The organism is Pseudomonas sp. B21-047, from assembly GCF_024748775.1.
Taxonomy (GTDB): Bacteria; Pseudomonadota; Gammaproteobacteria; order Pseudomonadales; family Pseudomonadaceae; genus Aquipseudomonas; species Aquipseudomonas capeferrum.
This window is the reverse complement of sequence record NZ_CP087169.1, coordinates 2,295,331-2,319,935: the sequence shown is the minus strand read 5'-3', so window position 1 is coordinate 2,319,935 and position 24,605 is coordinate 2,295,331. Positions and strand designations below refer to the sequence as shown.

The 24,605-nt window shown below is 52.1% G+C and carries 23 protein-coding genes; 13 read left to right on the top strand and 10 right to left on the bottom strand.

What is annotated here, in order from left to right:
* Nucleotides 1-31: 31 nt before the first annotated feature.
* The 4 genes from LOY26_RS10670 to LOY26_RS10655 all read right to left on the bottom strand — a co-directional run bounded on the left by LOY26_RS10670 (nucleotide 32) and on the right by LOY26_RS10655 (nucleotide 5,495).
* Complete coding sequence (locus tag LOY26_RS10670; protein ID WP_258714712.1) at nucleotides 32-856, bottom strand: hypothetical protein; 825 nt, start codon at nucleotides 854-856, stop codon at nucleotides 32-34.
* Nucleotides 853-1,935, bottom strand: coding sequence for a ComEC/Rec2 family competence protein (locus LOY26_RS10665; RefSeq protein ID WP_258714711.1), 1,083 nt, complete (start codon nucleotides 1,933-1,935; stop codon nucleotides 853-855). Before LOY26_RS10665 ends, LOY26_RS10670 begins: the two co-directional genes overlap by 4 nt.
* Before the next feature lie 153 nt (nucleotides 1,936-2,088).
* On the bottom strand, nucleotides 2,089-4,317 hold the full coding sequence (locus tag LOY26_RS10660; protein ID WP_258714710.1) for a Mov34/MPN/PAD-1 family protein: 2,229 nt from the start codon (nucleotides 4,315-4,317) through the stop codon (nucleotides 2,089-2,091).
* Entirely contained in the window at nucleotides 4,314-5,495 is a 1,182-nt protein-coding gene (locus LOY26_RS10655) for a metallohydrolase (RefSeq protein WP_180688403.1), read from the bottom strand. Before LOY26_RS10655 ends, LOY26_RS10660 begins: the two co-directional genes overlap by 4 nt.
* Nucleotides 5,496-6,561: 1,066 nt before the next feature.
* On the opposite strand from LOY26_RS10655, the gene LOY26_RS10650 reads away from it, so the two are divergent.
* Nucleotides 6,562-6,936, top strand: a complete 375-nt coding sequence (locus LOY26_RS10650) for a hypothetical protein (RefSeq protein WP_258714709.1) — start codon at nucleotides 6,562-6,564, stop codon at nucleotides 6,934-6,936.
* A gap of 202 nt (nucleotides 6,937-7,138) precedes the next feature.
* Here LOY26_RS10650 and LOY26_RS10645 read toward each other — a convergent pair whose 3' ends face one another.
* The 3 genes from LOY26_RS10645 to LOY26_RS10635 are packed head-to-tail and all read right to left on the bottom strand — an operon-like array spanning nucleotide 7,139 to nucleotide 8,504.
* Complete coding sequence (locus tag LOY26_RS10645) at nucleotides 7,139-7,690, bottom strand: GIY-YIG nuclease family protein (protein WP_258714708.1); 552 nt, start codon at nucleotides 7,688-7,690, stop codon at nucleotides 7,139-7,141.
* The gene (locus LOY26_RS10640) at nucleotides 7,665-8,225 is read right to left on the bottom strand and encodes a DUF4041 domain-containing protein (RefSeq protein ID WP_258714707.1); all 561 of its coding nucleotides are present in this window, start codon (nucleotides 8,223-8,225) and stop codon (nucleotides 7,665-7,667) included. The genes LOY26_RS10645 and LOY26_RS10640 overlap by 26 nt, the downstream gene beginning before the upstream one ends.
* Nucleotides 8,226-8,270: 45 nt before the next feature.
* Nucleotides 8,271-8,504: a hypothetical protein gene (locus LOY26_RS10635; RefSeq protein ID WP_258714706.1), complete on the bottom strand. Its 234-nt coding sequence runs from the start codon at nucleotides 8,502-8,504 to the stop codon at nucleotides 8,271-8,273.
* 1,359 nt (nucleotides 8,505-9,863) lie between these two features.
* Here LOY26_RS10635 and LOY26_RS10630 point away from each other — a divergent pair.
* The 6 genes from LOY26_RS10630 to LOY26_RS10610 all read left to right on the top strand — a co-directional run bounded on the left by LOY26_RS10630 (nucleotide 9,864) and on the right by LOY26_RS10610 (nucleotide 14,409).
* Nucleotides 9,864-10,616, top strand: a complete 753-nt coding sequence (locus LOY26_RS10630) for a S9 family peptidase (protein ID WP_121161193.1) — start codon at nucleotides 9,864-9,866, stop codon at nucleotides 10,614-10,616.
* 683 nt (nucleotides 10,617-11,299) lie between these two features.
* The gene (locus LOY26_RS10625; protein WP_014860742.1) at nucleotides 11,300-11,632 is read left to right on the top strand and encodes a carboxymuconolactone decarboxylase family protein; all 333 of its coding nucleotides are present in this window, start codon (nucleotides 11,300-11,302) and stop codon (nucleotides 11,630-11,632) included.
* Nucleotides 11,633-11,726: 94 nt separating this feature from the next.
* Entirely contained in the window at nucleotides 11,727-12,422 is a 696-nt protein-coding gene (locus tag LOY26_RS10620; RefSeq protein ID WP_181097909.1) for a DsbA family oxidoreductase, read from the top strand.
* A 51-nt stretch (nucleotides 12,423-12,473) separates the two neighbouring features.
* On the top strand, nucleotides 12,474-13,022 hold the full coding sequence (locus LOY26_RS10615) for an OsmC family protein (RefSeq protein ID WP_258714705.1): 549 nt from the start codon (nucleotides 12,474-12,476) through the stop codon (nucleotides 13,020-13,022).
* A gap of 17 nt (nucleotides 13,023-13,039) precedes the next feature.
* Entirely contained in the window at nucleotides 13,040-13,438 is a 399-nt protein-coding gene (locus LOY26_RS27035; protein WP_408980761.1) for a thioredoxin family protein, read from the top strand.
* A 77-nt stretch (nucleotides 13,439-13,515) separates the two neighbouring features.
* Nucleotides 13,516-14,409: a DMT family transporter gene (locus LOY26_RS10610; RefSeq protein WP_258714704.1), complete on the top strand. Its 894-nt coding sequence runs from the start codon at nucleotides 13,516-13,518 to the stop codon at nucleotides 14,407-14,409.
* A 92-nt stretch (nucleotides 14,410-14,501) separates the two neighbouring features.
* Here the strand turns inward: LOY26_RS10610 and LOY26_RS10605 are convergent, their stop codons facing one another.
* Entirely contained in the window at nucleotides 14,502-14,960 is a 459-nt protein-coding gene (locus LOY26_RS10605) for an Lrp/AsnC family transcriptional regulator (RefSeq protein WP_099429028.1), read from the bottom strand.
* 152 nt (nucleotides 14,961-15,112) lie between these two features.
* On the opposite strand from LOY26_RS10605, the gene metC reads away from it, so the two are divergent.
* From metC to LOY26_RS10585, 4 genes are all read left to right on the top strand, one after another.
* Entirely contained in the window at nucleotides 15,113-16,321 is a 1,209-nt protein-coding gene (gene metC, locus LOY26_RS10600) for a cystathionine beta-lyase (protein ID WP_181097906.1), read from the top strand.
* Between the two features lie 122 nt (nucleotides 16,322-16,443).
* Nucleotides 16,444-17,874 carry an amino acid permease gene (locus tag LOY26_RS10595; RefSeq protein WP_258714703.1) on the top strand — a complete coding sequence of 477 codons (1,431 nt, stop codon included), beginning with the start codon at nucleotides 16,444-16,446 and terminating at the stop codon, nucleotides 17,872-17,874.
* Between the two features lie 77 nt (nucleotides 17,875-17,951).
* Nucleotides 17,952-19,142, top strand: a complete 1,191-nt coding sequence (locus tag LOY26_RS10590; protein WP_121161181.1) for an FAD/NAD(P)-binding oxidoreductase — start codon at nucleotides 17,952-17,954, stop codon at nucleotides 19,140-19,142.
* A gap of 30 nt (nucleotides 19,143-19,172) precedes the next feature.
* Nucleotides 19,173-19,622 (top strand): DUF1641 domain-containing protein, encoded by a 450-nt coding sequence (locus LOY26_RS10585; RefSeq protein ID WP_181097904.1) that lies wholly within the window; start codon nucleotides 19,173-19,175, stop codon nucleotides 19,620-19,622.
* An 83-nt stretch (nucleotides 19,623-19,705) separates the two neighbouring features.
* Here LOY26_RS10585 and LOY26_RS10580 read toward each other — a convergent pair whose 3' ends face one another.
* Together LOY26_RS10580 and LOY26_RS10575 are read right to left on the bottom strand one after the other, a co-directional pair.
* Nucleotides 19,706-19,906 carry a YbdD/YjiX family protein gene (locus LOY26_RS10580; RefSeq protein ID WP_014860748.1) on the bottom strand — a complete coding sequence of 67 codons (201 nt, stop codon included), beginning with the start codon at nucleotides 19,904-19,906 and terminating at the stop codon, nucleotides 19,706-19,708.
* Nucleotides 19,907-19,920: 14 nt separating this feature from the next.
* Entirely contained in the window at nucleotides 19,921-21,978 is a 2,058-nt protein-coding gene (locus tag LOY26_RS10575) for a carbon starvation CstA family protein (RefSeq protein WP_181097903.1), read from the bottom strand.
* Nucleotides 21,979-22,273: 295 nt separating this feature from the next.
* Here LOY26_RS10575 and LOY26_RS10570 point away from each other — a divergent pair, with 295 nt between their 5' ends.
* Nucleotides 22,274-23,635: a cache domain-containing protein gene (locus LOY26_RS10570; RefSeq protein ID WP_181097902.1), complete on the top strand. Its 1,362-nt coding sequence runs from the start codon at nucleotides 22,274-22,276 to the stop codon at nucleotides 23,633-23,635.
* A gap of 31 nt (nucleotides 23,636-23,666) precedes the next feature.
* Complete coding sequence (locus LOY26_RS10565; RefSeq protein ID WP_258714702.1) at nucleotides 23,667-24,317, top strand: response regulator transcription factor; 651 nt, start codon at nucleotides 23,667-23,669, stop codon at nucleotides 24,315-24,317.
* Nucleotides 24,318-24,605: the final 288 nt, after the last annotated feature.

Below are 24,605 nucleotides of genomic sequence, written 5' to 3'. Positions count from 1 at the left end.
ACTACAATTAGCAGAATTAAAATGGGTGGCCTCACTTAACTTTCTCTTTCTTTGCACGACTGGCTTTCGGCTTTGCAGCCAGCAGTCCGCTAGCAGAAACAAGCGTTCGGGCGTAGGAAAAGGCTGCATCGCGTACCGATTTTTCCGTTATATATGTCGTCCAGATCAGCAGCATGACTAGCGACGCTCCTATTGCGGTGACTTCGCCAACAGAGAAAAACGCCTCAGGAGTCGTCGCCTCTTGATAGCGGGATACCCACATCGAAGGGCCCTGGCGAACCGCGACCCAGATCAGGCTGAAGATAGCCGAAGCGACGGCAACCTTTCGAAGCCCTAAAGCATTTCTGCGGAACCCATAAGAAATGTTGTCCTTGAACAAAAGTTTGAATTTCTTGGTATCCCGCGTTGCGCCACGCAACATCCCACATGCCTCCGCATACACCTCATCGGCCCTCTGCGAGTCTGATGCCTCCTCTGCGCTTGAGGGAAAGGGCCTGCCCAGCTGCGTGGCGAGCTTGGAGTGATAACCTAAGAGCTCACCACGCTCGAATGTCCCGTTGCGATGGCGTAATACCTGAGTGCTGGGCGCCCCGCCCCATTTTTGCCACAACGCCTGTTCTTTTGCTTTACCCCGGCTCCTGGCATAGTCGGAAAGCATGAAAAGTCCCCCTAAGACGATTAGCAGAGATACGATCCCTGAAATCAGCCCGAGTTTATCTCCGTACAGCGCCACCACTGTGACAATCATTGGAGACAGAGCCAGCAGAGCAGGATACAGACGGGCCTGGCGTTCATAAGGGTCAGAAAACTGACTGATGGCTTTAGCGATGCCTGAGACGCTAGCTTCCCCACTCATTCTTCGACTTCCTCATAGAACGGCTCGTAGGTAGCCGGCCCCCATCCCTCACGCTCAGGCGCGCCAGGAGAGCGGTGAACAATATGCTTTCCTTTGGTCTTAACCACCTTGAAGCCACGACTGACAAATGCATTTGTTACAGCTTTTTTGGGATGGCGTGGCGCTAAGGCTGCCGCCGACACAAACGCCCTACGGACAGGATCTTCTGGACGCGCTTCTAGCGGGTTGCCTACAAGCATGTTCAACGTTTCAGTTGAGACATTGTGTCGGCCACCGTGGTGAGGGATCTGAGCGAAGGTCACGCGCGTAGGCAGATCAATCCCTCGTTCAGAGGCAAAGGTTGCAGCAGCTCGCAGCGACTCGATGCCTGCGTCCCCTGTAAGTAGGTACCCATTTTTACCGATCGACGCGAAGAGGATGACACTGCTCTCGTTTTCTGCGGACGTTTTCACTGACTCAGGTAGATACTCGAACCCCCATCTCGCCGCTACATAACTTGCAACGCCTTTGACCGCGTCGAGTGCAGCGGCCGCAGTACTCTGATTTTCTTTAAGCTCAGGAGATTTCTGGAATGCCGGAATCAAATTATGTACGTACCGATACCTGCCTGGTGACAAGACGGTGAAAATTCCAATCTGGTCTCCCGAAAACGGTTCCCTGATCGTAACTCCACGCTCCAATGCGGCTTGCTCCAACGCGTAGGCGGCCGACATTTTCTGCTTCAGCCGCTTTGCAAGGCTTTCATCGGTCATCCTGCGGTCGTGAAAATAATCACGAATCAGATCGCTGTACTCCCACGGACGGTGCATCCACAACTCACCAACAGTGAGTGTCGTCAAGACGTGCAGTAACCCTCCGGCATGGTCATTATCAGGGTGAGAATTCACAACATAGTCGACATAACTTGTTTGAAAGTGCTCTTGCACATGCTTGACCAACTGCGCGCCGTAAGCCTGTGTGCCGCCGTCATAAATCATCACTTTAAACTGGCCGTCTTCCCGCCAGCGAATCGCGATAGCATCTCCGCTATGCTCGCCCTCTCCCACCGGAAGAAAATCGATCTCAATGCTCTCTACCACGTCGCACACCTCGCGTCTTTTTTGCCTAGCTTTTACAGGCCTGAATTGTTGTAAATTCCCGCCGATGCCTAGCTGTAGCCAAACCAGGAGACAGTCTTTTGCTATTGCTACTCGCAATAATTCTGGAAATGCCTGATCTAAAACCTTCAGCTTTTAGGTGACATACACACCTAAATCATCATCGGAAACGATAATCATCATCGCCGGCAGACCTTCCGCCCTCATTCTGCTCACCAAGGTGGCGAAAAGGGCGTGGTCGTCGGCACTGGGCATAGCCGAACAACCATTTGGATGCGAATGCCAGTCGCCCACGTAATCGACAATCCCGGCAGTCAGGCCATGTACTCTCTTAAGAGCCTCCAACTGGCCCTCCTTACCTCGGATGAAGTGCGTGGGGCTCGACTCGCTGTCTGGGGGTGGCGGCAGGGTATCTACCAGAATGATGGTCTTCGTCTTGAGATCGGTGATGCCGAGCAGCGACCCTCCGGTTTCGTTGGGTAGGGCTGCAAGCCTTTGGGCCTTGATCTTGTCAGTGAACCCGCCGTCATACTTGACCGTCCACTCTCCCACCGCTGCTTGGGTAACGGGGTGCACCTGCACTTGATGGGATTGAACGCTGCCGGATTCGTCATCCATCGCGCAGATCAGGATCTGCGCCTCAGCCTGCGTTACCGCTTTGCGCAAGCGACGCGAGACCAGGCCCGCATGGACATGAATATTTTCGTTAGACATACGGAACGAGACATCCCGACAACCACCGCCCACCCACCGGTCACCCAAGTGGTTCATGAGATGGGATTCGCCCCAGATGCTGTTGAGTACAGCGCGGTAGTATTGCCCCTCCAGCGCATCAACACGCTGCGTACGTGCCGAGTCTTCAAGCAGAATGACGTTGGACATCCCCGACGGCGAGAGGAAGACGCTGGCGATTCGTGCTTTGTGATTCCTTAGCGCCAAGTCGCGAGGCGCAGCCAATGTAGTCGTTGCGTCGACTAACAGGTCGGCCTGCTCGATAGCCTGATGAATGCGCTCATCATTGGCCAAGATGTCCTTGGAGATAGCCGTAGGCAGCGGCTCCCCAGGATAGATGTGCCCCATCATCGCTTTAAGCACATCTGCTTTGCGAAAGCCTACGAAGTCATTGTCAGCGATATGCCTGACCACGTTGTGCGGTAGAAGCAGATCTGGATCAACGTACGTCCAGGCACCCCATGCCATGCGAGTCCATATGTCTGCGAGCATGCCGCCAAGTGCTCCCGTCCCGGCCAGGACGCCCTTGAACGTAGCGGTCGCAGGATCAACAGCAGACAGGTCTCTGGCAAACTCCGCGTTTAGGGAGGCTCGAACCTCCACGGGTAGAATGCCGAGGCCTTTCCAAATCTCCCCCGTATAGCCTCCAAGCTGCACAACTGGATAGCAGATGCCCTGCGGGGTCGGCGGTGCTAGCATCTCGAACGAAGCTGCTAGGTCGAAGAGGTTGACCTCCAGCATGTAGCCTTTCACATCCATGCGCTCGAATTCACCATTGCGAAGCCGAGGTACCCAAGCCAGGATCAACATCCCTTGCTTATCGCTTTGGGACGTTTTACTGAATCCCTCGGAACCTGCCTCACGGACAGTGTTCGCAAGCTGCTGGGAGAGTTCGCTACCCCATTCCACTAACTGATCATGTAGCTCACCCAGGGTGGTCGGGAACATGACCACCGAGTTCGACTCCACGGGCGGCACCATGATATTGATCAGTTTGTAGCTGGATTGCTTCTTGGAGGCTTCGGGATCCACAACCGCACGCAGCGTGACTTTGTCGCTGTTATCAGTCATATCGATGCGCAGCTTGGATTCACCACTCGCCAACTTGGTCATATCAAGCGCAGGCAAAATGAGTTGGAAAGGGCTTGTATAAAACAGCTGCTCCAACGGCTGATCATCACGGTGCAGGCGCAGCTCCGATGCTTGGCGCAGCCACCAGAACAAACGCTCTAGAAAGCGTTCAGCTGTCCAGATCCGTTCGACAGCACTCCAATCTACGTCGTATAGGCAGAGCACCTTTGGCATGCCAGGTGTTGAGCGATGGAGATGTGAAAGCCCGGGAAAGTCGTGGCGAAGTGCGTGAACGGTCACCTGGACGCGAAGCATCGGGTTCACAGCAATTGCCAGCGCTTCTACGCGGTGGATGCCACCTGGATTGGCCCCAACAATCGTTCCGTCGCCCGCCTCGATCACGACGTACTCCGTCACACCGCCGGCTTCGCTTTCTTGGCGAAGCTCCAGGAACTCGACGCCCGAGAACGTCTTACACGCTTTCACCAACGCTCGGGTGCGAGCATGAATAGGCTCGGGTTGCTCGCCCTTTGACTCACCCACCACATAGAGACTGGTCATTTTTTAAGGGCACCCGCGCGAGGTGCTGCAGCTGCTGCAGCCGACGTCGCTGCTGCCGCAACCGCTACTGCAGCTTTGATAACGGTACCGTCAGAGGCCGACTCCAGCTCGAGCACGCCTTTGGAACCATTCTCTTCCGTGCAAGCGAACCAGCCATCCACCTCACGCAGAATCGCCCTGTACTCGCGCTTCGCACGGATGCAAGGCGGATCGTTGAGATCGTCAACAATCTTCTTGCTGCTGGAGACGATAGTCGCAGACTGCTTGGCCTGGCCGAGAGCGTTGCGCGCAGCCTCAGATACCTTGGCATCCTCGCCCTTGCCCGACCAGCTGTCCCAGGAAAGTGTGTGCCATGAGCAGTGGTGCGGTGCGAGGAGCAAATCGTAAGCGAGAGTCTCAGGCGCATTCTCAAAGCGTTCCCACATTCGCTCCCAGATCAGAACCTCCGCATCGCCACCGACGAAAAACCGGGTACGCTTGCTGCTGAACTGCGATGGCCAGATCTCCATATTCATGACGATACTGGACTCGTTCTTGGTCAGTTGCTCTTCCAGATTCGCATCATCTTCATGAGGTGCAGGAGCCAGGAGCTGAGCCCTGAACACTGACGAAGAAGACCCATTGATGTCGCTGAACCACTCGTCTGACTTAACCAGGATCGAGCGCAAGTCATCAGTCTTGCCGTCGACGTCCTCACCCATGATTTTGATGCGGTTACCGCTAGACGCCCAGCGGTGATCACGCCAGTACTGAACGCGCCGACGCGCTTCTTTGTTGAACGCAATCGCGTCGTCGCAAAGGGTGTGATTCTTCGACCGCCGCCGGAAAACCAGTGGTGACGACCAGAGCTCTCGGATGATGATGCGCTTTTCCCAACGATCCTTTTTGTCATCCGGGTATTCGTCGGGGTGGCCCAGCCAGAAATGCTTGCTCAGCCCACCGCAGTGATCCTTGTCGGGGTGGCTCAGCATGAAGGCGTCAACGTAAGGACGATCCTTGTCGTCACGTAACAGCCGCTCACGCAGAGCCCGAGCCACATCGGGGGTGTCATCGTTTGGGTCATCAGCTTTCGACCGAATATGGCAATCGATCAAGATAGTTGTGACGTTGAAGTCTGCCAAGCGCACTAGGGTCATATCCCCATTACCGACTTGGAAGAAAGTAAATTTAGCGGCCACTCGAACCTCCATGCACCATAGGTAGAATAACTCTCTGGCAATAGCTGAGCGTCATCTTCCATTCACTGAAAAACGTTTGTGTTTATGCGTCATCGTGCTGATACAACTAAGCGCGGGTGACTCATCGCTTTGGCGAGTTATAGGAACGCAAAGGTGCTGAGAGCGGATTTCGAGAGAACTGAATGAATTCGGCGAGCGGATCATGCGTTGGTAGGCATACCAACACCAGCCACTAATCGAGCACTTGAGCCGTAAATCAGCTCATCAATTCTTCGCTGGCCGCCGGGGCGGGATAGCCAACCGGCTTCCCTGTCACCAAGCACCACCTCAAGAAATCCGTTTCGAGGCCGTCAGGGAACACTACATCTAGTGCCATACCCCTGAGGAAGCTACAACATATTCAAAACCAAGTGAGCCCGCAAGCGTCTGTCGCTCAATTATCTTGTGCGCAAATGCACACCTGGATCCAATTTTACTACTGGACGGATGCACAGCCCGCATAACTCAAGGGGTTAACGGATTTTTCTTGAAATGAATTGTTACAATAGCTATAGGGAAGCACTTTCTTCACTGCGACGGATAATGTCGCAGTGGAATTAACCGCCTGAGAATCGTCGTCATCTTACTGTCAAATTTACGACAAAAATCTTGGTTAACTGCCCCTTCTAGCCAGGACTCACAAGAACTAATCTCGCCTCAAATCTGACCCAAAAGTTAAACCATTACCGCACAAGCCCTGAGAAACATTCAAATGATCATTTCTGCTATAGGAGAATGTCTTTTTGAGGGTTATTCAAATGATCACTAGCACAACGATTAACCATCCATTCGAGAGGATAGTGGAATTTTTTAGGTCTTGGACGCCCTCCCAGTGATCAAATCCGTCATGTGGGCCAGAACGTCACGCTAGGGTAGCCCCTCCGGGGATAGGCGATGTAGCGGAATGCCGTGTACCCTGTAAACCGCAAGGGAGCAGATAATTGCTCACTCGGTAGACAGAGAACACGTTAAGGACAGGAGCAATCATGAGCCAGCTGAACGAGATGAATCGCGGTGCGCATCAGCCATGAGTGAACTACCTAAAGAAGCAACTCCGCATGATCTGCCGTTGTGCCCGAATCGCTTGGTTGTCGCCGTTGATGCGGTAAGGGGTTCAGGTTTTGCCCTCGAGTTGCTGCGCGAGCACCTGCGCCTCCGTGCCTCAGCTAAGCTGGTCTTCTCCGAGTACGCCGACTGCTATTTTCTGCAGCTAGACGACGTCGATCGCTACCAAAACTCAAGGGTAGGCATGCTCGATGCAATGTCGACAATGCCTTTTCGCTCGAGCGAAATTTTTAGGCTAGAGATTTCGACCTGGACACCTTTGGACATTGCTCGAGTCGTGGACACCGAGGGCCTGAAAGCTCTGGGCGAGCTCGGGCTGATTTCGCCAGTGAGCTAAGACCGTCTCGCCCACGTCTCCGCCTTAGAGGCCGACCAAGCTTTTTGAACCCATGGTTGGCCTCGGCTGCTCATCAGGGAGCGGTACTATTCAGTGCCCCTCCCAGACCAAGGACTAGACCAATGCACTACATACCTGATGGCTGAGGTAACCGGGATGGTAGGTGCGGTAGGCTTTTGAAGGCAAAGTCGTCCCTGCCCCGTTAGCCGTGCGCGGCCACACGCTCTGCTTGCTGAATTGCTGGCTTGGGCAATTCCATACGAAGGCTTTCACGGTACTGCTCTGCCGGCGCCTCATGGGTGACCTCGACGACAGCATCGTAATTTTCTCGAATGACTATCTCGATCTCAGCGATGTCAGCCCGGAAGAACTCTTTGCGCCCATTGACCTTGTTGAGGCGACCTGAAGCGAAGTGATCGTGCAGCTTTGCCTCCAACGCTGGTGCATTGTTCGAGAAAACCATCGCATGCACGTCGAACCAGAATGGCACCGATGCATCACCCAGCTCATCTACCCGATCCATGGGTTCCAGGCGGCGAGTCATGCCAATCTTGTAGATGCCCTCTCCGAACGCTCCCAGGTTAGAAATCACATACACATAACCGGCTTTGGCGTTCTGCTCGCGGTAATCAATGAGCTTTTCTTCGCTCTCGAGCTCGGCTCGATCTGCCTCAACTTCGGCTAACTTCACCAGCAGTGCCGAGCGCTCCTCATCAGACTGCACTTGCTCAAGACGAGCCTGGAGGTCGCGCATTGCCGTAGTGAAGTGCTTCCGCTCCTTGGCGATTTTCTCTCGCGCCGCGCGAATCTCTTGCTCGAGCTTCTGCTGCTCTCGCAGCTCTTCCCGGGCCCGTTTTGCCTCTTCCTTTTCTTCTTGCTTCTTGCTTCTTGATCTGGAATTCATGAGCAAGGTGAAGCTCATCGAGCTTAAGGTCGAGGTAGACCCCAGAAATCTCTACGCTCATGATCTTGCCTAGCCGGTTGCAAGCTTCAAACGATTTGAGGATTCGCTTTTCGCCGAGCTCGACGTTGTCAAATTTCACGTTTGCCACGCAGGCATCAGCTTCGTTGTTGAACGAGCGAATCACCAGCTTGATCATGTCGTTGACGAGCTTACGGCCTTGGGCCTGGCTGTTGTTCACCGTCCAGTTCATGTTGCCGGTGGCCGCCTGCCCATTCTTGATCAGGACTTTCTGACGATCACGGACGTGATCCAGTCGAGCTTTGTACTCCTGGCTGCTGGTTAGCTTGAACTTAGGCTCATAGAGGGCGAAGCTCTCCAGGAGCAACGTCTCTTCCCAAACGAGTATCTGCCCCTGCAGATCAGTGGAGCGCTAGGCGAGAGCCGCCAACTCCCTTTCAGCACGTTGGGTTTGCTCGCGTACACCCGTCAGCCTCGCTTGCTCTTGCTCAATCAGCTTCTGGACATTCACCACATCCATGGCGCCGATCTTCGTAACGAGCTCTTGCAGTTGCGTATGCTGCACCTGAAGCTCCGCAAGCTGTGCGCCAAGAGCTTCAGCACGCTGTCGATGGGCTGGGCCTTTCAGATAGTCGCTAAACGACATGGGATCCTTCCTCGTTTGAATCGAATGCTTAGAGCGGAGAAGCACGAGGTAGGTATGCGATCGCCCTACAATGATCTGCCGTGCGGAGCATTTCCAGCGTTAGCTCAATGCACCTCTTCCCTGCTGCGAATGAGCGTAACCGGAGTGAAATCATAAAGCCATCACGGAAGGCAGCAAGGGTAAAGGGAATTACGATCGTGCCGTGGAGCTCATATCAAGCTGCTGCCTTGCGTTACTCAACGCCGCCTCAGATTGCCGTAGCTCTTCCTTGATGCCCGTCCACATCAAGACCAATGTGGCAATTTTCTCGCGGGAGGTCGTCAACTCCCCCCCATTACGACAAGCTCGCTTTCAAGAAGGAGGCACTGCTGCTCCAACAGCTCCTTAACGCGAAACAAAGCGAAGCGGTCGTCGACGGTCTCATATGAGTTCTTCATAACGCTCGTCACAGCCAAGAGTACAAATGTTCTCCAATCGAGCTTAGCGAGATATACTGTACTCATCAACAGTGTTTGGGCGGAGTGGCTTGCCCCCACCAACAACCTAGCTCAGCTAGTCGCGAAGCTCAGGGGGAGCAGCGGTTGCTGCGTGAAGATCACTGAGGAAAGGCGTATTCGAAGGAGCCGCACATGTCATTGAAATCATCATTCGCCATCGTCCTTCGAGCGCTTCGCTGCAAGCGCAAACTCTCGCAACGCGACTTTGGTGATACGAGTCGGACGTTCCTTTCCAAATTGGAGGGCGCTCGATCTAGCCTGACGCTGGATAAGCTCGAACAAGTGAGCCAACGGCTTGAGCTGAGCCCTTTGACGTTGCTGACTCTCACTCTGAGCCAAGAGTCAGGCAGACCAGCTGCCGAGCTTATCCACGACCTTCGTTCAGAAATTGAGGGCCTGGGATGCGATGGGGGCGTGCCGGGATTGGAAAACGCCATCCATTGCATCGCTGCTCGCAAGCCTCGCAAACCCCAATCCTCCCAGGCTCTGTGCCCCCCTACTTTCTAGTGCCTTGACTACAAAGAGCATTCGGCCGATCCGCCCGCTGGAAAATTGGCATCAGCTCAATCGAGCCTAGGCTTCGATCCTGATTTGGTTGTTGGCCACGGTTCATCACTGCTCCAGGTCTCTTCCAGGATCGTACTAACACGTCACTGAGCACTGGGTGTTTACCCGTTCACTCCCGTCATAACCGCTATATGCATTGCATAGGGCTTAGTCACCAAAGACGATGCAGAGCAGCCAAGATTGCCAGCATACCTACTAGGTGGTAGGCTTCTGATACCTCACGGTTTGGAGCTTGCATTGCTATGCAGCCACAGTGAGAACCTAACGCCAGTTAATGCTTCCCATGGAATTCATCATGAGCAAACAGAAGATCACGTTCCTAAACGCTGAGGGTACGAGCCTTTCAGGACTGCTTGAAGCCCCTGAGTCACCCAGTGCTTACGCATTGTTCGCACACTGCTTCACCTGTGGCAAAGATATTAAAGCAGCTGCGCGTATTGCGAAGGCGCTGGTCGACAACAATATCGCTGTACTTCGTTTTGATTTCACGGGTCTGGGCGGGAGTGGCGGAGACTTCTCCAATACCAATTTTTCATCAAACGTTGCTGACTTGGTATCTGCGGCGGATTATTTACGCAACACGTATCAGGCTCCATCCCTTTTGATTGGCCACAGCTTGGGGGGCGCTGCAGTCATCGCAGCAGCTAAGCACATCCCTGAGGGAAAAGGTGTTGTGACAATCGGAGCTCCTGCTGATGCGACCCATGTTATGAAGCAGTTCAAGGGTCAAGTAGAAGCTATCAGAGACATTGGTGAATATAGAGTTACGCTTGGAGGAAGGGAGTTCACTATAAAAAATCAGTTCCTCGAGGATATTGAAAGTCAGCAGCAGGATAAAAGCATCGCGAACCTCCGACGCGCACTGCTTGTTTTTCACTCACCTACCGACAATGTTGTATCCATAGAACAAGCACAGAAGATTTACCAGACAGCTAAACACCCGAAGAGCTTCATATCGCTGGACTCTGCCGACCATTTACTTACAAACAGCCGAGACGCAGAGTATGTTGCCTCATGCATTACCGCCTGGAGTTCCAGATACTTATAGCCTTATAGAATCATCACATAAAGGAATACCTATATGAGGTACTGCTCAATTTTGATCCTAAAGCAGGCGAGAGAAAAAAGAAGAGTATGTCCTACTTTTTGCGACAGTGAGTCGGCAAAGCGACAAGAAAAAGCAAATGCCGGAAGTAGCTCTCTATCAATAATACTCTTGATAATTTTGGTGACATTTTTCGCGCTAGCTCTAATCGGAGCTAGCTAATTCCTGCGGAAGCTGGATACGAGAAGCTGGCGCACCGGCTACTAATATTGCGTCCATTCATTATAAGCCCAGCCCCGAAGTCTAATCGTGAAGCCCTAGTGCTCTACTGCTGGCCACTCACCTACCCGTCAGACCAACCGCAACAGCCTAAGCGCTTACCTGAAATGCCGGCTCCACTCACATCCGTTACAGGAGCCGCCTAACCTACCGACAGCACTGAGAGCAAAGATAGCTTGATCCCAGGGGAGCAGCTACGCACCTGAAATGCATTGAAATCGAGATGTGGAGCCGCTTGCAGATCTCAGGCTCAGCGTCGCATGGGCTGCTCCTGCCTGCTGACCGGACGAATGCAGGTTGAAAAGGGCATTGCGACTTCTACCTACTAGATGGTGGGCTAAGCCTGCACGCAAGAAACCATACTCAACATTTTCATTTCTACGCCTTGGCGTAGCTGCGAGGATCACATGCAAGACTGGAAAAAAGCACGACAAGACATTAATGCTCGCGTTATGCAGCTCGGCTCGCTTTCACCGGAAACCATCAAGGGCGTGATGGCGCTGGGCGGGGCCGGCGCGAAAACCAACCACCTCGATGCGAAGACCCGCGAACTGATTTCACTTGCAGTGGCGGTAACCACTCGCTGCGACGGCTGCATTGCTTTCCACGTCGCCGAAGCCAAGAAGCTTGGTGTCACAGTTGAGGAGGTCTCAGAAGCTCTCGGAGTCGCAATCAACATGAACGCAGGCGCAGCCTTGGTTTATAGCACTCACGTGCTAGACGCCTTCGACAAGGAATGACCTGAGGAGGCTGCTCCCCTAACGAGCAGCCCATTTTTTCGAGTTCGTCCCGCACACTCATAGCGAGAGTGCTGAGCATCTTAAGGTGATACAAATGAGCGCAGAATCCAAATTAATCACGATTGACGTTTGGTCGGACTTCGTCTGCCCTTGGTGCTGGATTGCGAAGCGCCGGTTCGAAAGTGCTCTCGCCGATTTTGAACACAAAGACGTGGTTCAGGTTAACTACAAGGCCTTTCGGCTCGCTGTTGGCCAAAAAGCCGCACCGATAAAGCAAGTTCTTGTGCAAAAGTTTGGCAATGAACAATCTGCAAACGGGATGATCGAAGCTGTCACTTCTAATGCCAGAGAAGTCGGCCTTGTTTACAGCTTTGACACGATGCTATTTGGAGACACTACTAAGGCACACGCTCTTGTCAAAGCGGTCGACGATAACGATATCAAGAAGGCTCTCAGCGAACGCCTTTATGAGGCCTGCACCACAGATGGACGCTCCATCTTCGAAGAGAACTCGTTGTCGGAAATTGCGGCAGAAGTGGGTATCTCAGCAAGCTTCGTACAGCACGCTTGGAATGATCAGACGCTGCCCAATCTAATTGCTAAGGATGAGAAAGAGGCTCGCGAGGTCGCGAACGGCGTTCCTCTGTTTGTCTTCAACAACGGTTTCTACATCTCGGGAGCTCAAACCGTTGACGCGTTCAAACTGGCGCTACAACGAATGTATTCGAGTGCCACCGAAGGTGAGTCCTTCCAAGGGCAAACCTGCGGCCTTAACGGATGCGACAGCTGATCAACATGTCCGCACGTTAACGATAAATATTAATTTCTGTAGGCCGTCAGTATGAGCAACATTGTGAATGGTATCAACGTTACTAATCTAGAAAACTTCGCTCGCGACGTAGCAGCGGATCACACAAACGCTGAAGTCCGCTTCAATGTCCAGACTAAATGGATGGGCCAAACCAAAAGCGTTACAAATGTTACTCAATGCAGTCTCGCCGGTCGGCAAATGGAGCGAGACTTCCAGATAGTCTCGGACGAGCCTGTTGAGCTACTAGGTGAAAATACAGCGCCTGGCCCAATGGAGTTGTTACTTGCTGCCTTGAATGCATGTATGTCGGTAGGCTACGTAACAGGCGCTGCGGCGAGGGGCATCAAGATGAAAAGTCTTGAGATTGAAACGGACACTGATCTCGACCTGGCTGGTTTCTTAGGACTTGATGAAAATCTTAATCCTGGGGTCAACGAAGTACGTTACAATGTAAAAATTTGCGCAGACGCCTCACAGGATCAAATCGAAGAGCTTCATGCACACGTCATGAAAACCTCACCAAACTTCCATAATATGGCGAGAGAAATTAAAGTATCGCCAAAACTGGAGATCATATAAATCTGGCAGCATCACAGATGAAGGGTCGCCGAAGCTCTGGCGACCTTGCGCTGCACTTTGAAAAAACTGTACATATATCCATGAATGAAAGTTACGAATTAGACACTAATGGACTCCATAGAGAACTCAGTGCACCCAATAGAATTCATCTTATCTGCTTTTCTTCCCCTTGGTGCGGCCCTTGCACCGGGATGAAGCCAGTTTTCGAAAAACTCGCTGATGCATACTCTCAACTCGCGACATTTAGACACGTTGATGTCTCACAGTCTCCGACGGTCGCGAAAGCAATGAATATCAATGGTGTTCCGTCAATCGCAGTATTTAGAGACGGGATTCTCTCTAAGCTGATCATGGGTGCGAGCTCATACAGCGAACTGCAGAAAACTCTGGAAATCGAACTAAAGTACATAGATTGAATCGTCCTGAAAGTTCTGAGGCACGTTCAACGGATGCTCATTTAGGAAATCTCACCCTACCCAGTGGAAGAATTCTCTTGAATACCCCTCTATCTCCAGCTTTGACCACCAAACAAGTACATCGCGTTGTGTTCCTGACGGCCATCGCGATGATAGCGTTTGCAGCGAACTCAGTTCTGTGTCGGGTCGCATTGCGGCACAGCGCCATCGATCCGATTAGCTTCAGTGTCATACGTTTGGTGAGTGGTGCACTGATCCTATGGATGATTCTCAAATTTCAGCGACCAGCGAAAAAGAGCGCAGGCTCTTGGGGAGGCGCCGTATCACTCTATGTCTATGCCTTCGCTTTTTCCTACGCGTATTTGAAACTGGATACCGGTACCGGCGCGCTTGTTCTGTTCGGCGCGGTGCAGCTAACCATGCTTGGGTACGGATTTCTCCAGGGAGAGCGCATGGGCGCCTTGGCATTGCTAGGCTTACTGCTGGCGATTGCAGGCCTTGTCATACTCCTTCTTCCAGGATCCAGCGCCCCGCCCCTGGCAAGCGCAGTGATGATGCTCGCGTCAGGGGTGGCATGGGGAGTCTACTCAATCCTAGGAAAAGCCTTAGCTGATCCGTTAGCGGCTACAGGTGGCAACTTCATGATGTCTGTTCCGCTAATCGTGCTTACCGCACTGCCCTTCATGTCCTCTTTCCATGCAGACGTTGTCGGTATTACTTATGCCATCGCATCAGGCACCATCGCATCAGGCGCGGGGTACGCTATCTGGTACGCGGCGGTTCGACATCTCTCATCTTTCCGAGCAGCCACTGTGCAGCTTACAGTCCCAGTGATTGCCTCCATTGCCGGAGTTCTACTGCTGGGGGAAACCTTCACCACTCGCCTTGGCCTGAGCTCACTGACAGTACTAGGTGGCATAGCTCTGGTATTGTCGGCTAAGCAAACACCTTCGCTAAAGCCGCGAGACTGAAAAGCATCGAAACGTGCAACTCATTCGATTTTGAGCTGCACGCACTGCATCAATTGCTGGGACAAGTTACACACTGCGCGTCACATTGGCACTTACAAAGGAAGCGTCGGACATCTTTTTATCTCTTTGAGAGAAAAGCCCGTATACATCTCCTTAATATTCCCCAAACGGCGTATCTTGTACATAGCCAGCTGATGGAAATCGTCCATATCTTTAACCACCACCTGCAGTAAATAGTCATACTTCCCAGATATATTATGACAAGAAAGCACACTCGGCAGGGAATTTATCCCCTTCTCAAAGTTATCCATCGCCTCCTCTGAGTGTGTATCCAACGTAATACTGATGAAAGCAAAAACATTCAAACCAATAGCTTTTCGGTTAAGCGAAGCGTGATACCCCTCGATCACCTCCTCTTCAAGTCGCTTCAATCGCTTCCAGCTTGCCGGGGCGGAAAGCGAGACGCGAGCTGCGATCTCAGCGTTGGTGAGACGACCGTTCAACTGAACGATCTCAAGGATCATACGATCCACCTTATCCAGCTCAATCATCGGGATGTCTCGGGCAATGGCAGAAAAATCTGGGTTAATGGGACAAGAAGCCACACTAGAAACGCCTAATAATATTCACCAAAAAACCGCTTAGCAAGAAATATACGAAAGAAAATTTCTCTATAGAACAAATATAATTAGCTGATCTAGTCATGTATCGATCAGAGAGAAAAGCCTTGAATAACAATAAGTTAACTGCATCAAGCGCGACGGTCATTGCTCACGCAGGTAGCCACCCCGAAGACCACTATGGGTTCGTCAACCCTCCTATCTACCGAGGTTCGACAGTCGTATTCCCAAACGTCGACTGTATGCAGAATGGCGACCAGCGCTATCAGTACGGGCGGTGGAACAATCCATCGACCGAGGCCCTTTGTGAAGCTATATCAGCGCTAGAAGGCGCTACTGGGACTGTTCTGTGCCCTTCCGGCCTGTCCGCATGCGTTACCGCGATACTGTCCGTGGTGGGATCAGGCGAACATATCCTGGTACCTGACAGCGTTTACGCCCCGACACGCCATTTCTTGGATACCGCAGGAAAACGGCTGGGCATTCAGACAACCTACTACGACCCTCAAATTGGAGCAGGCATTTCTGAGCTTTTCCAATTTAATACTGAGGCAGTGTTTACTGAGTCGCCTGGCTCACATACCTTCGAGATTCAAGACATCCCAGCAATCGCCAAGGCCGCACACGCCCATGGCGCGCTGGTTCTGCTCGATAACACCTGGGCGACACCGCTGTATTTCAAAGCGATCGATCATGGCGTTGATCTCTCGATTATGGCCGCCACCAAGTATATCGTAGGTCACTCTGATGCTCTTATCGGCACTATCGCAGCATCATCACGCGCATGGCCTCAACTAAAAGCCTACCATTTCCAATCGGGCACATATGTAAGCCCAGACGACGCGAATCTGGCTCTACGAGGACTCCGGACATTGGACGTCCGTCTGGAGCGCCATCAACGCAGTGCGCTATGTGTGGCCAAGTGGCTGGAAGAACAAGACCAAGTTTCTCGCGTCATTTACCCTGGTCTGCCATCCCACAAAAATCACTCGCTATGGCGCCGAGATTTTACCGGAGCAACCGGCCTCTTATCGTTTGTTACCAAATCCGCTCCCATTGAAGCAGTCAAAGCCCTTCTTGATGATCTGAATCTTTTCGGACTCGGCTATTCATGGGGTGGCTTTGAAAGCCTAGCGATGACAGTAGATCCACGAAAAATTCGTACTACAACGCTTTGGGAGGAAGAAGGTCACCTCATTAGACTTCATGTCGGTTTGGAGAGCCCAGAAGATCTTATCGCCGACCTAAAACTTGGCTTTGATAGATTCGACCTAATTCGCAATCAGTCTTAAGAATGATCTATCACTAGTTAAACGGGCATGAGAACGAACCTTGGCACATATTACGACCAGGGACGCCGACAGTTTACACCCGTCATCACGCACTGCCGCAAATAATAAAACTGGAGGCAAATGTGAGCATTTTTAGAACAAAAAGCTTAGAAGAAATAAGCAAATTACAGCACTCCAAAGCATCTCTGAAAAAAGTACTCGGGCCAGTCGATTTGATTTTTATCGGTGTGGGCGCCATTGTAGGAACAGGTATTTTTGTGTTAACGGGCACAGGAGCTCTAACAGCTGGGCCCGCATTAACAATTTCATTTATCATCGCTGCTTTAGCATGTGGGCTTGCAGCACTCTGCTATTCAGAGTTTGCATCAAGCATTCCAGTAGCAGGCTCCGTCTATACGTACAGCTATTTCACACTTGGGGAGATTGTTGCATGGATGATCGGCTGGGATCTTATGCTCGAATACGGCCTGGCGAGCGCAGCAGTCTCTGTTGGTTGGTCTGGTTACTTTCAATCCCTGCTAAGCGGGTTCGGATTATCGTTACCCACTGCGTTGACTGCAGCACCTGGGGCGCTACCGGGCGTTAGCACATTCTTCAATCTGCCTGCGTTTATCATCATGATGGTAATCACCTGGCTGCTTTCTATTGGAATACGTGAATCTATTAAAATCAACAACATTATGGTGGCACTCAAAATTGCAGTAGTGCTTTTGTTCATTATCGTCGGCGCCCGACACGTAAAGCCCGAGAACTGGCAGCCCTTCGCGCCTTTTGGGTTCAATGGAATTATGAGCGCAGCAGCGTTAGTGTTCTTTGCGTTCATTGGTTTTGACGCAGTATCTTCTGCAGCTGAGGAAGTCAAAAGACCTGGGCGTGATTTGCCTATCGGGATTATCGGTTCACTGGGCATATGCGCGATATTGTACGTAGTTGTATCCATGATCATGACAGGTATCGTTCCATTCCGGGAGTTCCTCGGCATCGACCATCCCGTCTCGCTCGCCCTCCAGTATGCAGGTGAGAACTGGGTAGCGGGCTTCGTCGACCTAGGTGCTATTTTGGGTATGACAACGGGTGTGCTTGTAATGCTCTATGGGCAATCCAGAATTATCTTCGCTATGTCTCGCGATGGACTGGTACCCTCTAAGTTCTCCGAAGTACATCCTAAATATGGCACACCATTCTTCACTACTTGGGCGATCGGCATCATTTTTGGTCTTATCGCAGCAGTAGTCCCACTGAATGTACTTGCCGAACTTATGAATATAGGCACGCTAGCTGCATTCTGCCTAGTTTCGTTTGCTGTAATCGTGCTTAGGAAGAAGCGCCCCGATCTGCCACGCGCCTTCAAGTGCCCGCTCGTACCGCTCGTACCAGCACTCGCAATTATTGCCTGCATTACGCTGATGTCGTATCTAAAACTGCACACATGGATTGCATTCAGCGCATGGCTGCTCGTTGGAGCCGCAATTTACTTCCTATATTCCAAAAAACACTCAAAGCTCAATACTTCTGCGGACGGCGCATTGAAAGGAGGCATTCGCTCGATCTAATTCACTAGCGCCCCATTTTGGCCAGTCTCGTTGAATACGCGACTGGCCCTTCATTTAGCTCAGACTATGGAGAGCACATGCCACATCGGATAATTATTGTCGGCGGCGGTATTGGCGGCACAATGACTGCCAATCATCTTGCCACCAAACTCTACCCTGAGATACGCAGTGGCAAGGTGGAAATCTTGATGCTGTCCAACTCTCCCTGGCACTATTACAAACCTGCGTTCATGTACATTGCCTTTGACAGTTTCTTCAAAAATGAGCTCCGGCGGCCTCAGCGCAGCTTACTCCGCCCTGAGATCGACTTCCTTATAGAAGAGGTCGAGGAATTCCAATACAACCAGAACCGCGTGAAATGTAAAAGCGGAAAAGTATACGGATACGACCAACTCGTTATCTCCACAGGCTGTGTACCAAGCCCCGAGCGAATCGATGGCCTAAAAGAAGGCGGTGATCATTTTTATCAATATGAGCCTGCGCGGCAGCTTGCAGATAAATTGAAGTCTATAGAAAAAGGCAGAATTCTAGTCACCGTAACATTCCCCAAGACCCCCAATGTACCTCACCAATGTGGTATTGCACCCATTGAGACTACGCTAATGCTTGACGACCTGCTACGTAAACGCGGCGTTAGAGACAAAGTGGAAATCGTCTATACATACCCTACCGTAGCTCAACTGTTACGAAACTGTCTTTTCTTGCAGAAGGACACCTGCGAAGTATTGCCCAGTATATTTGAACAGAGGGGCATTAAGCACCAGAGAAGCTTTACGCTTAACCGAGTTGATCCGGGAAGCAATATCGCGTTTTCAGAAGAAGGCGGAGCGGAAGATTTCGACATTCTTATGGCCACTCCACCTATCCGCGCAGTAGACGCAGTTAGAAACTCCGGACTGTCGCAAGCTCAAGATGATGAAGGGTGGCTCCCTACAAACTATCAAACCATGAAAGTATATGGTTTAGAAAACGTATATGTCCTGGGCGATACCGTTGATCTTCCCGTGAGCAAGGCCGGGGGCGCGTGCCATAGCCAGTCCCCTGTTGTAGTAAATAACATAGCCTCCGAGCTTCGTTTCGGGCGGACTTGCGACAGTTATGAGGGCAAGGTTGCTGCAATTGCGCAAATGGGATTAGAGGCAGGAATGCCGCTCTGGTACGACTATGAAAATGATGTAAAGCCTACGCCCCCCACTAAGATTGGCGGACTTATGAGGAAAAGCTTCAATAGAGGCATATATTGGGCGGTCGCGCGCGGCCTGGTGTAACACGATCAATAATTTTACAGGACACCTCAGATGAGCTCACTCCCTGAACAAGGAAGCCTCTCGAAAAATAAACCGGGAGCGCCCTCGATTTCGGAATCGTTGGAACTTAGCGAGGCTGCGCTCGAAGGGCTCAGGTCGCTTGTCGTAAAGCTTGAGCCCCTCTTGGCCGGAGATCGACTCTCAAGACTGGTCGACCTAATGTCAGTTGCGACCGACATCGTCGACATGAGCGATTCTTACATGGTCGAAAAGCTAGCAAATGTCTTCGAAGAAGGCTCGTCGGCTGCATGGTTAGCGGGTAACGCGGCTCGCGTTGCAAGCGCCCAGGTAAGCAAGCTTTCGGAACCCCCCTCTTTAGTCCGTTTGCTTCGGATGACCTCTGATCCGGATGTCAGACGGGGACTAGCATTTGCGTTGGAATTTTCGGGAGCACTCGGAAAGCAACTCAACCATGGCGTTACTAACCATCTAGAAGACTGACACCGTTTTCGCAGACCAAGACGCAAAGCGCCCGATGCATTGCATCGGGCGCGATTGACTACGCAGAAAAATACCTCAAGGTACTAACAGCAACGTGGCTGACCGTTGCCGCCGCCGTATCGAGCTTCCTGTCTCTCCCGAAAGAATTCCTCATATGACATCAGAGGTTTGTCAGGGTGCTTGTTTTGCATGTGCTCGACGTAAGTGTCGTAGTCAGGCATGCCCACCATCAGACGCGCTGCCTGACCCAGGTATTTACCGAGGCGACTCAGGTCATTGAACACGTTACACCCCTCCTTTATGCATCAGGCAGTGCTAGGTAAGGCGACTCTTTATCCGTACGCTCCTTGCTACCCCACGCTGCAATCCCGACCTTGAGCGCGTAGAACAAAATGCTAAACATAACAAGCAAGAACAGGGCTGTGAGCGTAGCGTTCGTATAGGCGTTGAAGATCACATGCTGCATCTGCGAAATGTCCTTCGCCGGCGCCAAAATCTGACCATTGGCCTGCGCATCACTGTACTTACGTGCCAACGCCAGGAAGCCCATAGCAGGGTTAGCATCGAACAGTTTGATGAATCCTGCAGCTGTAGTGCAAATCAGCAGCCAGATCGCTGGTAGCAGGGTCACCCAGATATACCGATGACGCTTCATTTTGATAAGCACGACGGTACTCAGCATCAAAGCGATGCCTGCCAACATCTGGTTGGAAATGCCGAACAGCGGCCAAAGCGTATTAATACCACCCAACGGATCGATCACGCCCTGATAGAGCAGATAGCCCCACAATGCCACGCAGCCAGCGGTGGCAATAAGGTTTGCAGTCCATGACTCTGTACGGCGCAGGGCAGGAACAAATGAACCTAACAAATCCTGCAGCATGAAGCGGCCTGCCCTGGTGCCAGCATCCACAGCGGTCAAGATGAATAACGCTTCGAACAAGATTGCAAAGTGGTACCAGAACGCCATGGTGTTCTCGCCCGGCAGGACGTGATGCAAAATTTGGGCAATGCCCACAGCTAGCGTTGGTGCCCCTCCTGCGCGAGCGAGGATGGTGGTTTCACCTATATCTTTAGCTACCGACTCTAGCTGAGCCGGGGAAATGGTGAAGCCCCAACTGCTAACCGTCTGCGCTACGGACACTGCATCACCACCAACGATAGCCGCAGGGCTGTTCATGGCGAAGTACACACCAGGCTCAATCACCGACGCAGCCACCATAGCCATGATTGCTACGAAGGACTCCATCAACATGCCACCGTAGCCGATGTAACGGGCGTGGCCTTCGCTCGCAAGCAATTTAGGTGTTGTGCCAGAGGCTATCAGCGCATGGAATCCCGAGACGGCACCGCAGGCAATGGTAATAAAGAGGAACGGGAACAAGCCGCCTTTCCACACCGGCCCTGTCCCATCGGTGAACTGAGTCAACGCCGGCATTTTCAGCTCGGGCATAGTGACGAGAATTCCGACAGCAAGCGCGAGAATCGTGCCAATTTTGAGGAACGTGGACAGGTAGTCACGCGGAGCCAAGATCAGCCAGACGGGTAGCACCGCAGCGACGAAGCCGTAGCCAATGAGCATCCAGGTGATTTGAATACCGGTGAAGGTAAAAGCCTTGGCCCAAACTGGATCGGCAGCAATCTGCCCCCCCAACCAAATCGAGCCCAACAGCAGCAACACCCCAATTACCGAGATCTCTCCGATGCGGCCAGGACGAACATAGCGCATGTAGACGCCCATAAACATGGCGATCGGAATGGTGGCCATGACGGTGAAGATACCCCAAGGGCTCTCGGCCAGCGCCTTGACCACAATCAGCGCTAATACGGCAAGGATGATGATCATGATCAGGAAGCAGCCGAACAGCGCGATCGTTCCTGGAACTCTGCCCATCTCCTCTCGCACTATGTCCCCCAAAGAGCGACCGTTGCGGCGGGTAGACAGGAATAGCACCATGAAGTCTTGTACCGCGCCGGCAAGCACCACGCCGGCTATCAGCCAAAGCGTACCAGGCAAATAGCCCATCTGGGCAGCGAGTACCGGCCCAACCAAAGGCCCCGCACCAGCGATGGCAGCGAAGTGATGCCCGAAGAGCACATGTTTGTTGGTCGGCACATAATCCAGGCCGTCGTTGTTGACTACGGCGGGAGTGGCTCGACGAGGGTCTAGCTGCATCACTTTCTGGGCGATGAACAGACTGTAGTATCGGTATGCGACAAGATAGATGGCGACTGCTGCGACTACGATCCAGAGAGCATTGATAGCTTCGCCGCGGCGCAAGGCCACGACGCTAAGCGCGAATGCTCCCAGAACAGCCACGGCAAACCAGGCAATGTGTTTGGCCATATGGGTCATTACGTGTCTCCTGTCGACAGCCTGTAGGTCGTCGACCGTGATTTTTATATTTGTGTCCGCTTCGCGGCAGCGGCCAATATCCGCGTATACCCACTACAAATAAATCCGCAGAACTACGCCCACAAGCCTACGTAGTTCTACTGAGCTACCGGCTATGCGATCGGGTCTATCGACCGCTAGCCGCTTTCGGCTACTCGGTGCATCGGGGATTGACATAAGATGCTGAAGTCCCAGTGGCCTCTGATCGCAGCATCCAAGACTGCTGGTCGCGTATAAGGTCTGGACAGGAGTAGGAATGCAGCTCAAACACAAAATTGTCGCCCTGGGGATCTTGCCACTTGTACTGGCTATTGCCGCTATCTGCGCGCTTGTCATCTCCCTGAACAACCAGCTGGGTGACCAGCAAGCACAACTGATCGAAGACAGTATTTTGGTCAGTAAGCGCGCAGAGCTTGAAAACTACGTAGCGATGGCGAGGAGCTTGATCGCCCCCCTCTACAACGATGGCCATGGCGATGACCATGCTAAGCAAAAAGTCCTAGACGAGCTGAGGAAGCTGAGCTTTGGCATCAATGGTTATTTTTTCGTCTACGATCGCCAAGGCCGTAGTCTGATGCATGCACGGCAGGCAGAGCTGGTCGGCAAAGACCTCATGGATATGAGGGATCCACACGGTCTCCTAGTGATTCAAGCGTTGCTCCAGAGTGCCAAGTCTGGTGAGGGCTTCCAACGCTATGCGTGGAGCAAGCCTTCCTCCGGGAGAGTGACCGAAAAGCTCGCCTACGTCGTAATGTTGGAACAATGGGGGTGGATGATCGGTACGGGCATCTACCTTGAAGACGTTGAAAAAGCCACTCAGCAAGCTCGTGATGAAGTGGCTCATGGCATCCGCAAAACGATGTTGTCAATTGCTGTCGTAGCCCTTGTGGCAGTCTTGTTAGTATTTGCAAGCGGAATGACGTTGAACCTGAGTGAGCATCGGCTAGCCGACACCAAGCTACAACGCTTGAACCAGCGAATTGTGAGCCTTCAGGAAGAGGAGCGTTCGCGCGTTTCTCGCGAGCTGCATGATGGAATTAGCCAAGTCCTCGTGTCCATAAAATACAAACTTGAGCTAGCAAGCTTTCTGCTCGAAAACGGAGAAAGCCCAGGTGCAGTTATCTTGAAAGAGGCTACCGAGCGGCTTGGAGAGGCCATTGGTGAGGTTCGGAGCATCTCACACGACCTTCGCTCTTCGCTCTTGGACACCCTGGGGCTTCCTGCCGCGATTGGACAATTGTCTGAGGAGTTTGAGCAACGCAGTGGACTGCGGGTAACGTTTGAGACTAATGAGTTTGAGTGCCTGCTGGACGATGGGGTGCCCGTCTCGCTTTTTCGAATTGTTCAGGAGGCGTTATCCAACATCGAGCGACACGCTCAAGCTCACGATGTTGCCATTACGCTGTATGGAACCGAGCAATCTGTTCGCTTGAGAATAAGCGACGATGGAATTGGCTTTAATGTTGATGAAGTTGAGCGTCGCCACGCTGGGATCGGGCTCAGAAATATACGGGAACGCGTCGAACACCTGGGTGGTCGACTACATCTGGCCTCTGCACCAGGCCGAAGTGAGGTCGATATTGAGATTCCAATGAGTATTCCCTGTAAAAAAGTTTGACTCACCTAATTCGATAACAATGGACACCCCCATGAGCCTAACAGCACAAATTCGTTTAGCCCTGGTCGATGACCACTCGCTCGTTCGCGACGGGATTAAGGCGCTGCTTTCGGTAGTACCCAACGTGGCTGTTGTGGGTGAAGCTGAATGTGGCGCACACGCCATGGAAATGGTTGATCAGTGCAAGCCTGATCTACTTCTAGTAGACATCAACCTACCGGACATAAACGGTCTTGTACTCACACGAACACTACGCGAAAGGTATCCTTTACTGCGGGTTCTAGTACTCAGCATGCATGACAGCAAGGAATATGTCAGCGAATCACTGCGTGCGGGTGCAAGCGGCTATGTGTTAAAAAACTCACCCTCAAGAGAAATCGTCGCTGCAATTGAAGCAATCGCAAATGGAGGTACTTTCTATAGTGCAGAAATAGCGCAAAAACTTCTCCTTGATGACGGCAACTCAAGCGAACTAACACCGAGGGAAAGCGAAGTTCTCTATAAAATGGCTCAGGGACTGAATAACAAAGAAATGGCCCGAGAGCTTAACATAAGCGTCAGGACTGTAGAGACTCACCGCCTGAGTATTCGACGAAAACTAAAAATCGACAAACCTGTAGCGCTGGTAAAATATGCCATCGACCATGGAATAATTTCCAGCCAACCAGCGGCGAAGACCTGAATAATTAGCTAACACACCCGACTACACTGAAATCAAACCGATTAACATGCAATATGAAACAGCTCAGCATCACCGAAATTATCATAGCCCGCGATAATAATTGTAGATTTCGTTTTGAGGGTTGACGCGACTATGTTATCAGCAGTCGCGGATAACAGCGCGTAGGGTTCGCCGACTGAGTTTTTTACTAATGCATAGCGCAGCCTTGCACGAAAAACTCTCACTATCATGTACAGAATCTCTTCTACAAGGGCATACACCATGCCTTTTGCCTCGGTCAAACGCTCA